Source organism: Vibrio sp. 99-70-13A1 (assembly GCF_013114625.1).
GTDB lineage: Bacteria > Pseudomonadota > Gammaproteobacteria > Enterobacterales > Vibrionaceae > Vibrio.
Map to the genome: position 1 here is coordinate 1 of NZ_VTXD01000019.1, position 14,771 is coordinate 14,771.

Annotated in this window: 15 protein-coding genes; 8 read left to right on the forward strand and 7 right to left on the reverse strand. The window is 41.5% G+C overall.

What is annotated here, in order from left to right; translation table 11 throughout:
* The first annotated feature begins 197 nt into the window (after positions 1-197).
* Both F0226_RS12775 and F0226_RS12780 read left to right on the forward strand, forming a co-directional pair.
* Positions 198-485 carry a hypothetical protein gene (locus tag F0226_RS12775; RefSeq protein WP_171736005.1) on the forward strand — a complete coding sequence of 96 codons (288 nt, stop codon included), beginning with the start codon at positions 198-200 and terminating at the stop codon, positions 483-485.
* 71 nt (positions 486-556) lie between these two features.
* Positions 557-1,000 (forward strand): YaiI/YqxD family protein, encoded by a 444-nt coding sequence (locus F0226_RS12780; RefSeq protein WP_171736006.1) that lies wholly within the window; start codon positions 557-559, stop codon positions 998-1,000.
* A 202-nt stretch (positions 1,001-1,202) separates the two neighbouring features.
* Here the strand turns inward: F0226_RS12780 and F0226_RS12785 are convergent, their stop codons facing one another.
* From F0226_RS12785 to F0226_RS12795, 3 genes are all read right to left on the reverse strand, one after another.
* Positions 1,203-2,789, reverse strand: a complete 1,587-nt coding sequence (locus tag F0226_RS12785) for an AbgT family transporter (RefSeq protein WP_171736007.1) — start codon at positions 2,787-2,789, stop codon at positions 1,203-1,205.
* Positions 2,790-3,176: 387 nt separating this feature from the next.
* The gene (ykgO, locus tag F0226_RS12790) at positions 3,177-3,302 is read right to left on the reverse strand and encodes a type B 50S ribosomal protein L36 (RefSeq protein ID WP_137373545.1); all 126 of its coding nucleotides are present in this window, start codon (positions 3,300-3,302) and stop codon (positions 3,177-3,179) included.
* A gap of 10 nt (positions 3,303-3,312) precedes the next feature.
* The gene (locus F0226_RS12795) at positions 3,313-3,564 is read right to left on the reverse strand and encodes a type B 50S ribosomal protein L31 (RefSeq protein WP_137373544.1); all 252 of its coding nucleotides are present in this window, start codon (positions 3,562-3,564) and stop codon (positions 3,313-3,315) included.
* A 121-nt stretch (positions 3,565-3,685) separates the two neighbouring features.
* On the opposite strand from F0226_RS12795, the gene tsaA reads away from it, so the two are divergent.
* The 5 genes from tsaA (at position 3,686) to F0226_RS12820 (ending at position 7,673) form a co-directional block, all read left to right on the forward strand.
* Positions 3,686-4,381: a tRNA (N6-threonylcarbamoyladenosine(37)-N6)-methyltransferase TrmO gene (tsaA, locus tag F0226_RS12800; RefSeq protein WP_171736008.1), complete on the forward strand. Its 696-nt coding sequence runs from the start codon at positions 3,686-3,688 to the stop codon at positions 4,379-4,381.
* Positions 4,382-4,482: 101 nt separating this feature from the next.
* A complete protein-coding gene (locus tag F0226_RS12805; RefSeq protein WP_171736009.1) occupies positions 4,483-6,198 on the forward strand; it encodes a proline--tRNA ligase in 1,716 nt (571 codons plus the stop codon).
* Positions 6,199-6,447: 249 nt separating this feature from the next.
* On the forward strand, positions 6,448-7,149 hold the full coding sequence (locus F0226_RS12810; RefSeq protein ID WP_171736010.1) for a tellurite resistance TerB family protein: 702 nt from the start codon (positions 6,448-6,450) through the stop codon (positions 7,147-7,149).
* 126 nt (positions 7,150-7,275) lie between these two features.
* Positions 7,276-7,479 carry a YaeP family protein gene (locus F0226_RS12815; protein ID WP_171736011.1) on the forward strand — a complete coding sequence of 68 codons (204 nt, stop codon included), beginning with the start codon at positions 7,276-7,278 and terminating at the stop codon, positions 7,477-7,479.
* Positions 7,480-7,481: 2 nt separating this feature from the next.
* Complete coding sequence (locus F0226_RS12820; protein ID WP_137373539.1) at positions 7,482-7,673, forward strand: DUF4250 domain-containing protein; 192 nt, start codon at positions 7,482-7,484, stop codon at positions 7,671-7,673.
* A gap of 183 nt (positions 7,674-7,856) precedes the next feature.
* Here F0226_RS12820 and glyA read toward each other — a convergent pair whose 3' ends face one another.
* A complete protein-coding gene (glyA, locus tag F0226_RS12825) occupies positions 7,857-9,107 on the reverse strand; it encodes a serine hydroxymethyltransferase (RefSeq protein WP_171736012.1) in 1,251 nt (416 codons plus the stop codon).
* Positions 9,108-9,454: 347 nt separating this feature from the next.
* On the opposite strand from glyA, the gene F0226_RS12830 reads away from it, so the two are divergent.
* Positions 9,455-10,057 (forward strand): YitT family protein, encoded by a 603-nt coding sequence (locus F0226_RS12830; protein ID WP_171736013.1) that lies wholly within the window; start codon positions 9,455-9,457, stop codon positions 10,055-10,057.
* Between the two features lie 167 nt (positions 10,058-10,224).
* Here the strand turns inward: F0226_RS12830 and treC are convergent, their stop codons facing one another.
* From treC to treR, 3 genes are all read right to left on the reverse strand, one after another.
* Positions 10,225-11,925, reverse strand: coding sequence for an alpha,alpha-phosphotrehalase (gene treC, locus F0226_RS12835; RefSeq protein WP_171736014.1), 1,701 nt, complete (start codon positions 11,923-11,925; stop codon positions 10,225-10,227).
* Between the two features lie 208 nt (positions 11,926-12,133).
* Positions 12,134-13,561, reverse strand: a complete 1,428-nt coding sequence (gene treB / locus F0226_RS12840; RefSeq protein ID WP_171736015.1) for a PTS trehalose transporter subunit IIBC — start codon at positions 13,559-13,561, stop codon at positions 12,134-12,136.
* A gap of 208 nt (positions 13,562-13,769) precedes the next feature.
* Positions 13,770-14,714, reverse strand: a complete 945-nt coding sequence (gene treR / locus F0226_RS12845; protein ID WP_171736016.1) for a trehalose operon repressor TreR — start codon at positions 14,712-14,714, stop codon at positions 13,770-13,772.
* Positions 14,715-14,771: the final 57 nt, after the last annotated feature.

Consider the following 14,771-nt stretch of genomic DNA (forward strand, 5'->3'; position numbering starts at 1 on the left):
CACAATAGTTGTTAGATATATATTACAGTTAACAATCAACAACTTGATAATTTACAGTATATTTATACCATATCTAAACTTACTTTCTCTCACACCCTTTGTAAGAGATCTCGCACAAGCCTTGGGCGTTTTTGATATTCGCTAAAAACCATTAGAACAAGTATTATGCGGTATCACCGAAAATAGAGGTCATTATCATGCTGACTAAAGATGTTTCAGAAGAATTAAGAGCCGTACTTGAAGGGCTGCAAGCGCAAGGAAAAGAGCCAACTGTCGCGCTTGTTAAAGCGAGAATGAGTACTTCAATTCCAATGCCTGCACTTATCACAACTATTAAAAGCTGGAAAAGTGCGAACCGAATTCCCAAGATTGAAGTTGCAGCTTCTGAGCAGCCGGAGATCGATAGAGTTACTCTACTTGAACAGCAAGTGCTCGATTTAACCGCGCGAATTACTGCTCTAGAAACTCAGTTGTCAGATAAATAAGAAAGAAGCTTTCAAATATCGTAATCAAAATTTGAATAAGTGCACCTCTAAAATGAAAAAGAGAACGAATCATGAAAATATGGGTTGATGCGGATGCCTGTCCAAAAGTAATTAGAGAAACCATCGTTCGTGCCGCCGAACGTACTGGTGTTGAATGCACTTTTGTTGCAAACCACCTAGTTCCAGTTCCTAAACGCAACAATATACATTCCATTCAAGTGCCAAGTGGTTTTGACATTGCTGATGATGAAATCGTTAAACGAACTGAACCGGGTGATCTTGTGATTACTTCAGATATCCCTTTAGCTGATGAAATCATTACTAAGGGAGGTCAAGCGCTCAGTTCTCGAGGAGAGCTTTACACTAAAGAAACGATCAAAGCTCGCCTCAACATTCGAGACTTTATGGACACGATGCGTTCGAGCGGAATTCAAACGGGCGGGCCAAGTTCATTATCTCAAACTGACCGACGCGAATTTGCTAACCACTTAGATAAAATTTTAGCTAAACGTTAATCCGTAATTTTGGAAAGACTCTGCTGATAAAAATCCAAAAACGCTAAATTTCAATTTCATCGTTTTTAGGCTGTTAAAACAAAAAAACCTGCATCAAGTGCAGGTTTTTTACTATATCAATTTTAGAGCTTAGTTATATAGGCATAAAGCTATATAAGCATGAAGCTAGGATAAAGTAAGCGTGTAGCTCTAATAAAATTGATTAAGGCGTGTAGAACGTTGCAGCGCCCGGACCTACAGGTAGACCAAATACGAATACCCATAAGTAGAATAGAATACTCCAGCCGAACATGAACACCATAGAGTAAGGCAACATGGTCGCAATTAGAGTACCAATGCCTAGGTTCTTCATGTAGCGAGTTGCTACCGCTAGGATAAGACCGAAGTAGCTCATCATCGGAGTAATGATATTCGTTGTTGAATCACCGATACGGTAAGCCGCTTGAATCGTTTCTGGTGCGTAACCAACTAGCATTAGCATTGGAACGAAGATAGGCGCTGTTACTGCCCACTGTGCAGAAGCTGAACCGATCATCAGGTTGATGAAGCCACACATTAGGATGAATGCGAAGAACAACATTGGACCTGTTAGACCGATATCCTGAAGGAATGTTGCGCCACCTACAGCAACCACTTGACCGAAGTTTGTCCACTTAAAGAAAGCAACAAATTGAGCAGCGAAGAATACCAGTACAATGTACATGCCCATTGAAGACATAGACGTTGCCATTGCATTAATCACATCACGGTCACTCTTCATTGAACCGGTTACTTTGCCGTAAACAAAACCAGGAATAGCAAAGAATACAAAGATAAACGCTACGATACTTTTCAGGAATGGAGAACCAGAAATAGTACCTGCTTCTGAACGTAAAACACCGTCAGCAGGAACGATTGTCCAAGCAAGCATCGCACTTACGATTAGAACAGCAATACCTGCAAGCTTAAGGCCTTTCTTCTCAATAGCAGTAAGCTTACCCATTGAGTCATTTGAAAGATCTTCAGACGCGTCTTCATCGTTGTACTTACCAAGTTTTGGTTCAACAATCTTCTCTGTTACCAACGCACCGGCAATCGAGATAAAGAAGGTTGAAATAAACATGAAGTACCAGTTTGATTCAGGACCAACAGAGTAAGTAGGATCAAGCATCTGTGCTGCAGTTTCTGTAATACCAGAAAGCAGTGGATCAACCGTACCGATGAGTAGGTTTGCAGAATAACCACCAGATACGCCAGCAAATGCTGCCGCTAGACCAGCTAATGGATGGCGACCCAAAGAGTGGAAAAGCATTGCTGCAAGAGGGATAAGTACTACGTAGCCAAGCTCCGAAGCGGTGTTCGAGATAATACCAGCAAATACCACAGTTACAGTAACCATGCGATGAGATGCGCCCATTACCATTCCGCGCATTGCTGCTGAAAGTAGACCTGAGTGTTCAGCAATCGCAACACCTAGCATTGCAACAAGTACAGTACCTAGTGGCGCAAAGCCGACAAAGTTTTTAACGAGGTTAGTTACGATTAGCTGTAAGCCTTCAGCATTAAGTAAGCTTACAACGTGGATCATGCCATCAGCAGCACGACCGCTAGCACCTTCTGGGCGAGGGTCCATTACAGACACTTCGAAGTAACCAGCAATTCCTGAAGAAACTAGGATTGCGACACAGAAGATTGCGAAAAGAGTGATTGGGTGGGGTAAAAGGTTCCCCAAATATTCAACGCCATCGAGAAAGCGGGTAAAAATAGGTTTCTTTGGCGAATTGTTTTTTATTGAAGCTGATGAACTCATCAGTTCCCTCCTTGTAGTGATTCCTGTGCAATTGTGACAAAAATGTTCAAATTGCCAGCGAAGGGTACGCGACAATATTATCAATTAGAAACTCAAAATGTTACAAAATGTGTAACAGGCAGGTGTTCTTAACTAAATTTAAACAATTAATTAGCAAATAAATCTAAATTAAATACAAAATTAAGATTTATAGTTCACAACAATCCATTCATCAGAGGTATAACTAAAAATATAACCCATTGATTCCTTTAAACAATAAGACACATCGTACGTTAAATATGCATTCTACATTTGATAAAGCTTCTCTCGAAGGAAAAGAAAAACAGGCAAATAAATGAAGTTTGACTTTCCCCTCTTTTTTACACACGAGTCACATCATATTGACGGTCATTTTTGAACCGCTTTAAACCTCGGGTTAGTTTTGCAAATCACATAAAGACGCCCTTTTCTCTTTACGATTTGGCAATCAGGGTGTCGATTTTTAGCGCTTTTTAGTGAACTTAGTACTTTCATGGTTATGTCCTTATTTAACGATCTTTCCAAATCTACGTTTAAAGTTAGCGATTCGTCCTTCTTGGCTCACAACTCGTTGTTTACCTGTGTAAAAAGGGTGAGATTCAGAAGACACATCCAAGGTGCAATAAGGGTAAGTTTTTCCATCTTTCCATTCGATAGTTCTATCTGTTTTAAGTGTTGAACCAACAACAAAATATTCATCTACACTCGTGTCATGAAATACAACAGGGCGGTAGTCTGGGTGAATTCCTTCTTTCATAATTTCCTCTACGCTTAACTTGAAATGTTATAACATACCAAATGATAACTATTATCAATTAAAAGTAAAGGGATAAAATGTGCTACCTTTGCATTCTTTCTCGTAAAACAGCGCCTTTCCGATGCATTCAATTGAACCTATTGGCTATATTCAGAGCCCATTTAAAGAGAAATTTGCAGTTCCTAGACAGCCTAGATTAACGCCTAGTGCATATTCAAGAGTTGAACTAATCGGAGACAGCAATTCACCAGAGGCAGTTCGGGGTATCGAACAATTCAGCCACCTTTGGCTGCTCTTTTTGTTTGATAAAAATATTGCAGCTGGTTGGAAGCCTACTGTTCGACCGCCAAGATTGGGCGGAAATGAACGAGTAGGCGTATTTGCATCACGAGCAACTTTTAGACCTAACGCCATTGGCATGTCGGCAGTTGAATTAAAAGGCATAACGCAGAAAGGAAGCCAAACGTGGCTTGAGCTAGGAAGTGTAGATCTTGTCGATGGTACGCCGATCATCGATATAAAACCTTATATCCCCTACTCGGACTCTATCCCAAATGCACAAGGCGGATTTGCTGCTGATGAGCCAGTGACTTTAGATGTCAACTTTTCAGAATACGCACTTAATAAGCTGCAATCTCACCCAAACGCCCACCATATTATGCAGGTAATAAAAGAAGTGTTGGCTCAAGATCCACGCCCTGCTTATAAGAAGGGAAAGCCCGACAATAAAGAATATGCAGTAAATTTGTTCGATCTTAACGTGAAATTCGTTGTTGAGGCGTTTTTCATCAATGTTACTGACATTGAGCGCTTTTGAGATTCGAAATAGGCTGATATTATATGCGGCTAAATCAGATTTATTGTGGCAAAGGGCTACAGTAAATTTTCTTTTATCAATGATGAAACGGATACCATAAAATGCGTACCAGTAACTATCTTCTTTCTACTGTGAAAGAGACTCCAAACGACGCAGAAGTTATCAGCCACCAGCTGATGCTACGTGCAGGTATGATCCGTAAGCTAGCTTCAGGTTTATATACTTGGCTACCTACCGGTCTACGTGTTCTGCGTAAAGTCGAAAATATCGTTCGCCAAGAGATCGATAATGCAGGTGCCGTTGAAATCTTGATGCCCGTAGTTCAACCGTTTGAGCTTTGGGAAGAGACTGGCCGTTCTGAAAAGATGGGTCCTGAGCTACTTCGTTTCACAGACCGTCACTCTCGTCCATTCGTTCTTAGCCCAACAGCAGAAGAAGTTGTGACGAGCCTAGTACGTAACGAGATCAGCTCTTACAAGCAGTTACCTCTGAACCTTTACCAAATTCAGACTAAATTCCGTGATGAGCGCCGACCTCGTTTTGGCGTAATGCGTGCACGTGAATTCTCGATGATGGATGCATACAGCTTTGATATCGATAAAGAAGGCTTAGAAAAGTCTTACCAAGCGATGCATGATGCTTACTGTAAAGCATTTGACCGCATGGGTCTTGAGTACCGTCCAGTATTGGCAGACTCTGGTGCAATCGGCGGTAGCGGCTCTCAAGAATTCCACGTTCTTGCTGAAAGCGGCGAAGATCTAATCGCATTCTCTTCTGAGTCTGATTACGCAGCGAACATCGAGAAAGCAGAAGCACTAGCTCCAACAACTGAAGCGGCAGCGCCAGCTCAAGAGATGGAACTGGTTGATACGCCAAACGCAAAAACAATCGCAGAACTTGTAGAACAACACGGTCTAGCAATCGAGAAGACTGTTAAGACTCTATTCGTTAAAGCATCTGACGATGTTGAAGCAGACATCATCGCACTTATCATCCGTGGTGATCACGAACTTAACGAAGTGAAAGCAGAAAACCTTCCACAGATTGCTTCTCCATTAGAAATGGCTGATGAAGCTGCAATCCGTGCACTTGTTGGTGCAGGTCCAGGTTCACTAGGTCCTGTTGGTCTAGAGCTGCCATTCATCGTTGACCGCTCTGTTGCTGTAATGAGCGACTTCGGCGCTGGCGCAAACGTAGACGGTAAGCACTACTTCGGTATCAACTGGGGTCGTGATGTTGAGCTTGCTCAAGTTGAAGACCTACGTAACGTTGTTGAAGGCGATCTTAGCCCATGTGGTCAAGGTACTATCCAACTTAAACGCGGTATCGAAGTTGGTCACATCTTCCAGCTAGGTAACACTTACTCTAAAGCGATGAACTGTAACGTTCTTGGCCCTGACGGTAAGGCGACTACGCTAGAAATGGGCTGTTACGGTATCGGTGTTTCTCGTGTAGTTGCATCAGCTATCGAGCAAAACCACGATAAATTCGGCATCATTTGGCCAGAAGCGCTAGCTCCTTTCCAAGTGGCTATCGTTCCTATGAACATGCACAAGTCTGAACGCGTTAAAGAAGCTGCTGAAAAGCTATACGCTGAATTAACCGACCTAGGCATTGAAGTTCTATTTGATGACCGTAAAGAGCGTCCAGGTGTAATGTTTAAAGATATCGAACTAGTGGGTATTCCTCACACTATCGTTATCGGTGACCGCAGCATGGACGAAGGTAACTTCGAATACAAAAACCGTCGTTCAGGTGATAAAGAAGCTATCGCAATGGACACTGTTATCGAACACCTTAAAGCTCAACTTGCTTAATTTTAAGCACTTGCTTACACATTAAGTAATAAAATATTTGATTCAAAAGGCTGCCATTGGCAGCCTTTTTTATGCTTTCCTTTTAAACTCACCCTTTTATATCGACTCTTTCCCAAATTATGTATTCCTCTAACATAAGCCAAAGTAAATAACGTAAGTTAATCCCCTGTTCATCTTTAAATACGTATATTGATCATAATAATTTGGGTCTCATCTATCATTTAGAAAAATTACCGTTGGAGGATATCAATGGATATCAAAAGTCTACTGAATCAAGCTCTCGAATCTGATCTCATCAAACAAGGAGCACAGAAGTTATCTCAAGGTTCCTCTAATTTCAGTAGTAGTTCTCTCTCAAATAGTAGCTCTCTTTCTAGTAAATCGAGTAATACTAGTACCTTAAGCGCATTAGGTGCAGGAGCTGTAGGTGGTGGTGTCTTAGGAATGCTTATGGGCTCCAAGAAAACCAAAAAGATGGGTAAGAAAGCCATAGGTGTAGGCAGTGTTGCGGCTTTAGGCGCTCTTGCTTACAAGGTATATAACGACCATCAATCAAAACAAGGTCAACCTGTCGAACCTCAGCAAGCTCAATTTGATGAAAATGATGCTAACCATAGCGTGTTGATTTTACGCTCTATGATCGCTGCTTCAAAAGCTGATGGTCATGTTGATGAAGAAGAGATGGCAAAAATAGAACAAGCTGTCGAAAGTATGGGAGCCGATTACCAACTGACTCGTCTAGTCTCGGAAGAACTTCATAAGCCACTAGACCCAAGCGAGATAGCTCAGCTAGCCACCTCACCTCAGCAAGCCAGCGAAATCTACTTAGCCTCACTGATTGTTGCTGATGAGCAAAACTTTATGGAAAAAGCCTACCTCAAAGAACTAGCCAAACAATTACAGCTTTCCAGTGAAGTTACAGATCAACTTCAACAGCAGATATCTGGTTAATCTAACGCTCTAAAAAGTGAGACATTGAGCAAGAACAAACTAATTCTGATCTTAATCAGAACAGCTTTGTTTTTGCTTTTCTCTATGTGTATATTGAGAGAAGTTATCATTTGGTTAGGTATAAAGATGAAAGTATACGATTGTTGTGATTTAGTTCGTGAGCTGTATTCTCAGATTGGCAGTGGTGATCAAGGCTACATTCCTAAAGCGATCACTTGTGCAGTGAAAACACTTAACGATATTGCTGCAGATGAATCTCTCCCGAAAGAAGCACGCGATAGCGCGGCATTTGCTGCGGCAAACCTTCTTATCTCAGATTTCGAGGACTAAACATGAACCTAGCGAACTATCAAAAGATGGATCCTGTCATGCTCATGAGCATCGTCAACATGAAATTACGTGACGATTTCGCAGGGGATTTAGACCGCGTAGTGAATTTCTACGAAATAGACAAAGATGCACTTATTGCAAAGCTTGCCTCTGCAGGTTTTGAATTTATAGAAGAAGCAAAACAATTCAGATAATGATTTGAAGCCGATATTATTCCAAAAGACCAGCCTAGTGTTGGTCTTTTTGTTTATAAAAACTTTAACTTCCTTAATCATCCCCCACTGTATCAAATTACGGCTCATGCATTCTCGCCACATTGACTAAACTCCAGATACAAAAAAGGCTCCAGAAGGAGCCTTTCAAATCACTACAAAAAATTAAGCGTAAACTGGTAGACGCTTACAGATTTCTAGTACTTTTGCTTTAGTTGCTTCGATAACAGACTCATCGCCCATGTTATCTAGGATGTCACACATCCAGCCAGCAAGAGCTTTCGCGTCAGCTTCAGAGAAACCACGACGAGTAATAGAAGGAGAACCAACACGGATACCAGAAGTAACGAATGGGCTACGTGGATCGTTTGGTACTGAGTTCTTGTTCACTGTGATGTTAGCTGAACCAAGTGCTGCATCAGCTTCTTTACCTGTGATGTCTTTGTCGATTAGGTCAACAAGGAACAGGTGGTTTTCTGTAGAACCAGAAACAATGTTGTAGCCACGTGCTAGGAATTCAGCAACCATTGCTTTTGCGTTAGCAACAACGCGCGCTTGGTATTCTTTGAATTCTGGCTCTAAAGCTTCTTTGAACGCTACTGCTTTACCAGCGATAACGTGCATTAGAGGACCACCTTGACCGCCAGGGAATACCGCTGAGTTTAGCTTCTTATAAAGAGCTTCACCTTCGTTAGAAAGGATAAGACCACCACGAGGACCAGCAAGCGTTTTGTGCGTTGTAGTAGTAACAACGTGCGCATGTGGTACTGGGTTAGGGTAAACACCAGCTGCGATAAGACCCGCAACGTGAGCCATATCTACGAAGAAGTAAGCCCCTACTTTATCAGCGATTTCACGCATGCGCGCCCAATCACAAACTTGAGAGTAAGCAGAGAAACCACCGATGATCATCTTAGGCTTATGTTCTACTGCTAACGCTTCCATTTCTTCGTAATCAATTTGACCAGCTTCATCGATACCGTAAGGAATGATGTTATAAAGCTTACCAGAGAAGTTTACTGGAGAACCGTGAGTCAGGTGACCACCGTGAGCAAGGCTCATACCAAGAACAGTATCACCAGCGTTTAGAAGCGCCATGTACACTGCATTGTTTGCTTGAGAACCTGAGTGAGGTTGTACGTTCGCGTACTCTGCACCAAATAGTTCACATGCACGTTCAATTGCTAAAGTTTCAACTTTATCTACGTACTCACAACCACCGTAGTAGCGCTTACCAGGGTAACCTTCAGCGTACTTGTTAGTAAGCTGAGAACCTTGAGCTTCCATTACACGTGGGCTTGTGTAGTTTTCTGAAGCGATAAGTTCGATGTGCTCTTCCTGACGAAGAGTCTCTTCTTGGATAGCTGCGAATAGATCCGCATCGTAATCAGCAATGTTCATGTCACGCTTAAGCATCTGTATCTCCTGACTCAGATTGTACTGAAAGTTTCAAAAAAACCACATAACGACCGAAAGCAAACGTTTTCGTCACCGTTTCAATGCGACGCATTCTACATAATTTGATCTAGGTCATAAAGAGCTAATTGCAATTTTATCATGCAGTTTTTTCATAATGACATGTAAGCCTCATCATACTTGTGCGACGAGTCGCATCGATAATTTACCTTACTGTCAATTTTACGCTTTACACCCTGTAAAACGCAGATTACATACATTTACCTTAATTTTATGCCTCTAGCTACCGAAATGATAAGTTTTTCTCTACTATGCTCGCCCTTACTGGCTAGATAATTATGAAATTGATGGAAAAACACTCAAAAAAAGAAGACTGGATGGCAATTTTAACGGGGACTTTCTTAGTCGCCCAAGGTGTCTTCTTTCTACAATCGGCTCACCTACTGACTGGTGGTACAACAGGTTTAGCTCTTTTACTTAGCCAGTTTCTGCCTGTGACATTTGGTGTCCTGTACTTTATCGCAAATAGCCCTTTCTATCTTTTAGCATGGAAACGATTTGGGCGTAGGTTCGCGATCAACAGTGCAATATCTGGTGCTTTGGTTTCCGTTTTCGCTGATAACCTCTATTTGATGATATCACTCGATACGTTTAATGAAATTTATTGTGCAGTTGCGGGTGGCTTACTAATGGGGTTAGGAATGTTGATCCTATTTAGACACCGTTCAAGCTTAGGCGGCTTCAACGTTTTGTGTTTGTTCATTCAAGACCGGTATGGCATCTCTGTTGGTAAGACTCAAATGGCAATTGACGCTTGTATATTGTTTGCTTCATTCTTTTTTGTTTCACCATGGATCATCATGGTTTCAATCATCGGCACCGTCGCATTGAATGTCGTATTAGCTATGAATCATAAACCGACGCGCTACTCCGTGAATTACGGATCTTAATGGCGTAATTTCTAGGTAACTTTATCTAGAAGATTGTTTCCTAAGCGCTCACTATCAAAAGTTAGCCCCAAGAAACTGGCTAACAAAAATAGATAAGAATAAAAAAGCTTTGAACCTTCCATTTTCATTTCAGGTTCAAAGCTTTTACTCGTATAGGGGGACGAGTATTACTCTATCAAGAGAATCTTTGTTTCATACGGGCGCAAATAGATAGCAGATGAAGAATCGTCATTACTGCCTTCCTGATAATTATTACCTTCCGGGTAATTACCAAGTAACAGTTTGGCGTTAGCTAATTCTATTTCGCTGGATAAACTCACTTCGCATGCTTCACCATTGTAGTTATTAATGCATACTAAGGTCTGTGTCTCGGTCTTACGCTGGTAAGCAAAGACGCTTTCATGCTCTGGCAATAAATCAGTGTAATCACCATCAGTAATAACGGCTACTTCCTTTCTTAACTCGATTAATCGCTTGTAGAAGTAAAAAACCGAGTCATCATCTTGCAGTGCTTTTTCAGCATTGATATCCACATAGTTTTTAGCAACATCTAACCAAGGCTTTCCTTCAGAGAACCCTGCATTCATTGCGCTATTCCACTGCATCGGTGTACGCGAGTTATCACGAGACTTTTGAGCCAATATATTCATCATGTCTTGATGGGAAACACCTTGTTCTTCCACCATTAGTTGATACATATTGGTACTTTCTACATCTCGGTACTGTTCAATTTCAGTGTAACCAGGGTTAGTCATACCAATCTCTTCACCCTGATAAATATAAGGTGTGCCTTGCATCATATGTACTGATGCAGCAAGCATTTTAGCTGACTCAACGCGATAGTTTTTATCATCGCCTAACCGGCTAACAATTCTAGGTTGGTCATGGTTACACCAGAATAAAGCGCCCCAGCCTTTCCCATTCAAGCCTGTCTGCCAATGGTTGAAAATAGATTTTAATTGTAAGAAGTCGAACGGTGCATTTGTCCACTTCTCGCCATTGGTGTAATCCACTTTTAAATGATGGAAGTTAAACACCATAGATAATTCACTGTTATCTACCTTTGAGTATTGTTGACAGTGTTCAAGCGTGGTTGACGACATTTCACCAACGGTAACGCTGCCATATTCCTGAAATACCGCTTCACTAATTTCTTGTAAGTATTCATGCACACGTGGACCATCGGTATAAAATCGGCGACCATCTCCAATTTCATCATTAGGGAAGTCTTGCTGTTTAGAAATAAGGTTGATCACATCTAAACGGAAACCATCAACGCCTTTTTCAGCCCAATAACTGATCACACCTTTTACTTCGTCACGAACTTTAGGGTTCTCCCAGTTTAAATCCGCTTGTTCTTTAGCAAATAAATGCAGGTAGTATTGACCTGTAGCTTCATCCAATTCCCAGGCATTGCCACCAAATTTAGATTGCCAATTCGTTGGTGCTTGCCCGTATATAGGATCTTTCCAAATATAGTAATCGCGATATGGACTGTTTTTATCGCCGAGCGCAGACTGAAACCAAGCATGCGCTGTAGAAGTATGGTTAACCACAATATCCATTACGATTCGGATACCGCGTTGATGGGCAGCTGCGAGCAGTTCATCAAAATCAGCCATGGTCCCAAATTCTGGGTTAATCGCATAATAGTCGGAAATATCGTAACCGTTATCGATCATTGGTGATTCATAAACTGGCGTAAGCCAAATCGCGTCTACCCCTAAGGTTTTCAAATAATCTAACTTAGAGATAATGCCTTTAATATCACCAGAACCTTGAGCGCCACTATCACAAAAGCTTTTTGGGTAAATTTGATAGATGGTTGCTGTTTTCCACCACAACTTATCTTTCTTATTAATCGTCATCTCTACTTACTCTTACCAATTCAAAACTTACAAAACAAAATGTGGAGGAGCGAACATTACTACTCCAAAATTAAGTACTCGCTATATCTACCTTAATCTCCATGTCACACCGTGGTCATTTAACTTACAACCATGGCTCTACTTGGGACAAGAAAGGTAAGCACCCACTAACATTAGTGGGTACTGGATTTAAATGTATATCGTGGTATTAGCTAGCACTTGCCATTTCAAGTTCACCTTTAGACTGTGCTCGCTTATAGAAAAACAGTGTGAGCATGGCAGGTAGAACAATCGCAACCAACATTGCTATTAGGTAAATAGACCAATACTGCGGCTGGATAGATAAGATGCCTGGTAAACCACCCACTCCGATGCCATTTGCCATCACGCCTGCGCTGCCACAAATTGCCGCAGCGGCTGCACTACCGATCATTGCGCTCAGCATTGGGAATTTATATTTCAAGTTAATACCGTACATTGCTGGTTCTGTAACACCTAAGTAAGCAGAAATAGCCGCAGGTACTGAGATATCTCTTTCGCCTTCACGCTTACTTAAAATAATGATGCCAACGACAGCCGATGCTTGTGCAATATTTGATAATGCGATTAATGGCCAGATTGGCGTTCCGCCAAGTTCTTGCATTAATTGCAGATCAACAGCGTTCGTTGTGTGGTGAATACCAGTGATAACCAAAGGTGCATATAAGAAGCCAAAAATCACCGAACCTAGAATCGCGAAGTCGCCTGTCATTGCCGCTTTAGCTGCAAACGCAACACCATCGCCAAGAATACGGCCAAATGGTCCGATAAAAGCGTGAGCCAAGATCACCGATAGAATAATGGATACAAATGGAACAACGACCAGATACAAGTAAGCTGGGACAATGCGCTTCAGGTTCGTTTCAATAAATGCCAACGCCACACCAGCCAGCATTGCAGGGATAACTTGCGCTTGGTAACCGACCTTTTCAATAACAAAGAAGCCAAAGTCCCATACTTCAGGTACTGACTTACCTATCATGTAGGCATTCATTAACTGGGGAGAAACCAAAGTAACACCCAAAGTGATACCTAAAATTGGTGTCCCTCCTAGCTTTTTCACCGTTGCCCAGCAAACACCAACAGGTAAGAAGAAGAAGATTGCTTCACCGATTAGCCATAAGAAAGAATGAACCGTTGCCCAAAACTGACTGATTTCAACTAAGGTTTTTCCATCGAACATGCGAATGTCGCCAATCACATTACGGAAACCAAGGATCAGACCACCAGTAATAATGGCAGGGAGCAGAGGTACAAAAATTTCAGCTAAATGGGAAATACCACGCTCTAGAAAGTTCATGTTCTGACGAGCGGCAAGTTTTGACTCATCTTTTGAGGCAGATTGCTTACCCGTTTGCTCAATGAGCAGCTTATAAACGTCGTCAACTTCTGTACCAATCACAACTTGAAACTGACCAGCATTCGTAAAGCAGCCCTTCACTATTTTTAGCTTTTCTAACTCTGCTTTATTCGCTTTTTCAGTATCATTTAATACAAAGCGTAATCGTGTTAAACAGTGACTTACACTCGCAATATTATCACTTCCACCGACTAGCTCGATAAGACGCGTGATGTCTTGCTTCGCAATCTTACTCATACTTTCCCCACCCTGGTTTTTGGATCATCTTTTTATCCAGATATCATGCAATCCGGACTTGCCAAAATGCAAATGGGAACATTCCCATTCATTTGTGAGTATACTGCCCAAACATTGATAAAATTAAAATGGGAACAATCCCATTAATTGAAAGAGATCACACTCTAATTTTAAATGACTTTTAGATTAATGGGGTACTTTTGAGGTACTAGATAACAGGAGTTTGAGTGTGGTGGCTGATCACTTCATGACCAGAAAGCTGGGAGATCAATAAGTTAGCTGCCAATTCTCCTGCGCTTTGATAGCCAGGATCAATACTATGGATGTTTGGAAATAGGAAAGATAAGAGATCATTACCACCGACCCCTGTTACCGCAATATCTTCACGTTGTAATTCTTGCAGGCGTTTGATTACACCTAGCGCAAGTGTATCGCTGGCACATACTATCGCTTGAGTTTCAGGCTGTATTACACGATCCACCAGCTGGTAAGCACTCTCATGATGCAATTGCCCTGTCTGATAGTTTGGTGATGAATGAGTTCTCTCACACCAATCTAAATAAGCTTTTAAGCGCATCTCACCCGTTGATTTATCACTTGGGTCAACACCAATAAAGGCGATATTTGATAAATTTTTCTGGGTAAGATGATCCAGTGCATTATCAATAACGCCTTGGTTATCATAATTAATTGAAGTGACATTTTCAGTATCCAACGCAATCACCACTGCGCGATGTTGCCATAACTCTATCTCAGCAATATCACACTCAGTGAAACCAAATACGATAACACCATCAACATTCCTTCTCTTTAGAACTTGGAGGTGTTCATTGGTTTTATCACGGTCGAATTGGCTCTCCATGATCACTACGTCATACCCAGAACCATAAAGCTTATTGAGCATGGTGCTTACAGCTTTATTCTCTGAAGGAGAATCCAAACGTGAAATAATGACACCAATGACTTTTTGACTTCCACCACGCATAGATTGAGCCGACTTTGAAGGCACATACCCTGAATCAGCAATAACTCTCTCAACTTTCTCTCGTGTCGCTGGCTTTACTTTTGGGTCGTTAGTCAGAACTCGCGAAACGGTTGATTTTCCAACACCGGAGAGTTTTGCTATATCAAGAATGGTGAGGTTTTTGCGCATAAAAAGTCTAATATTTAGTGAAAAAAGAGTATGAAATAATTGAGAGTGATCTGGCTT

Coding starts and splice junctions, on each gene's coding strand:
- F0226_RS12775 (WP_171736005.1), top strand. CDS start 198: ATGCTGACTAAAGATGTTTCAGAAGAATTAAGAGCCGTACTTGAAGGG.
- F0226_RS12780 (WP_171736006.1), top strand. CDS start 557: ATGAAAATATGGGTTGATGCGGATGCCTGTCCAAAAGTAATTAGAGAA.
- F0226_RS12785 (WP_171736007.1), bottom strand. CDS start 2,789: ATGAGTTCATCAGCTTCAATAAAAAACAATTCGCCAAAGAAACCTATT.
- ykgO (WP_137373545.1), bottom strand. CDS start 3,302: ATGAAAGTACTAAGTTCACTAAAAAGCGCTAAAAATCGACACCCTGAT.
- F0226_RS12795 (WP_137373544.1), bottom strand. CDS start 3,564: ATGAAAGAAGGAATTCACCCAGACTACCGCCCTGTTGTATTTCATGAC.
- tsaA (WP_171736008.1), top strand. CDS start 3,686: ATGCATTCAATTGAACCTATTGGCTATATTCAGAGCCCATTTAAAGAG.
- F0226_RS12805 (WP_171736009.1), top strand. CDS start 4,483: ATGCGTACCAGTAACTATCTTCTTTCTACTGTGAAAGAGACTCCAAAC.
- F0226_RS12810 (WP_171736010.1), top strand. CDS start 6,448: ATGGATATCAAAAGTCTACTGAATCAAGCTCTCGAATCTGATCTCATC.
- F0226_RS12815 (WP_171736011.1), top strand. CDS start 7,276: ATGAAAGTATACGATTGTTGTGATTTAGTTCGTGAGCTGTATTCTCAG.
- F0226_RS12820 (WP_137373539.1), top strand. CDS start 7,482: ATGAACCTAGCGAACTATCAAAAGATGGATCCTGTCATGCTCATGAGC.
- glyA (WP_171736012.1), bottom strand. CDS start 9,107: ATGCTTAAGCGTGACATGAACATTGCTGATTACGATGCGGATCTATTC.
- F0226_RS12830 (WP_171736013.1), top strand. CDS start 9,455: ATGGAAAAACACTCAAAAAAAGAAGACTGGATGGCAATTTTAACGGGG.
- treC (WP_171736014.1), bottom strand. CDS start 11,925: ATGACGATTAATAAGAAAGATAAGTTGTGGTGGAAAACAGCAACCATC.
- treB (WP_171736015.1), bottom strand. CDS start 13,561: ATGAGTAAGATTGCGAAGCAAGACATCACGCGTCTTATCGAGCTAGTC.
- treR (WP_171736016.1), bottom strand. CDS start 14,714: ATGCGCAAAAACCTCACCATTCTTGATATAGCAAAACTCTCCGGTGTT.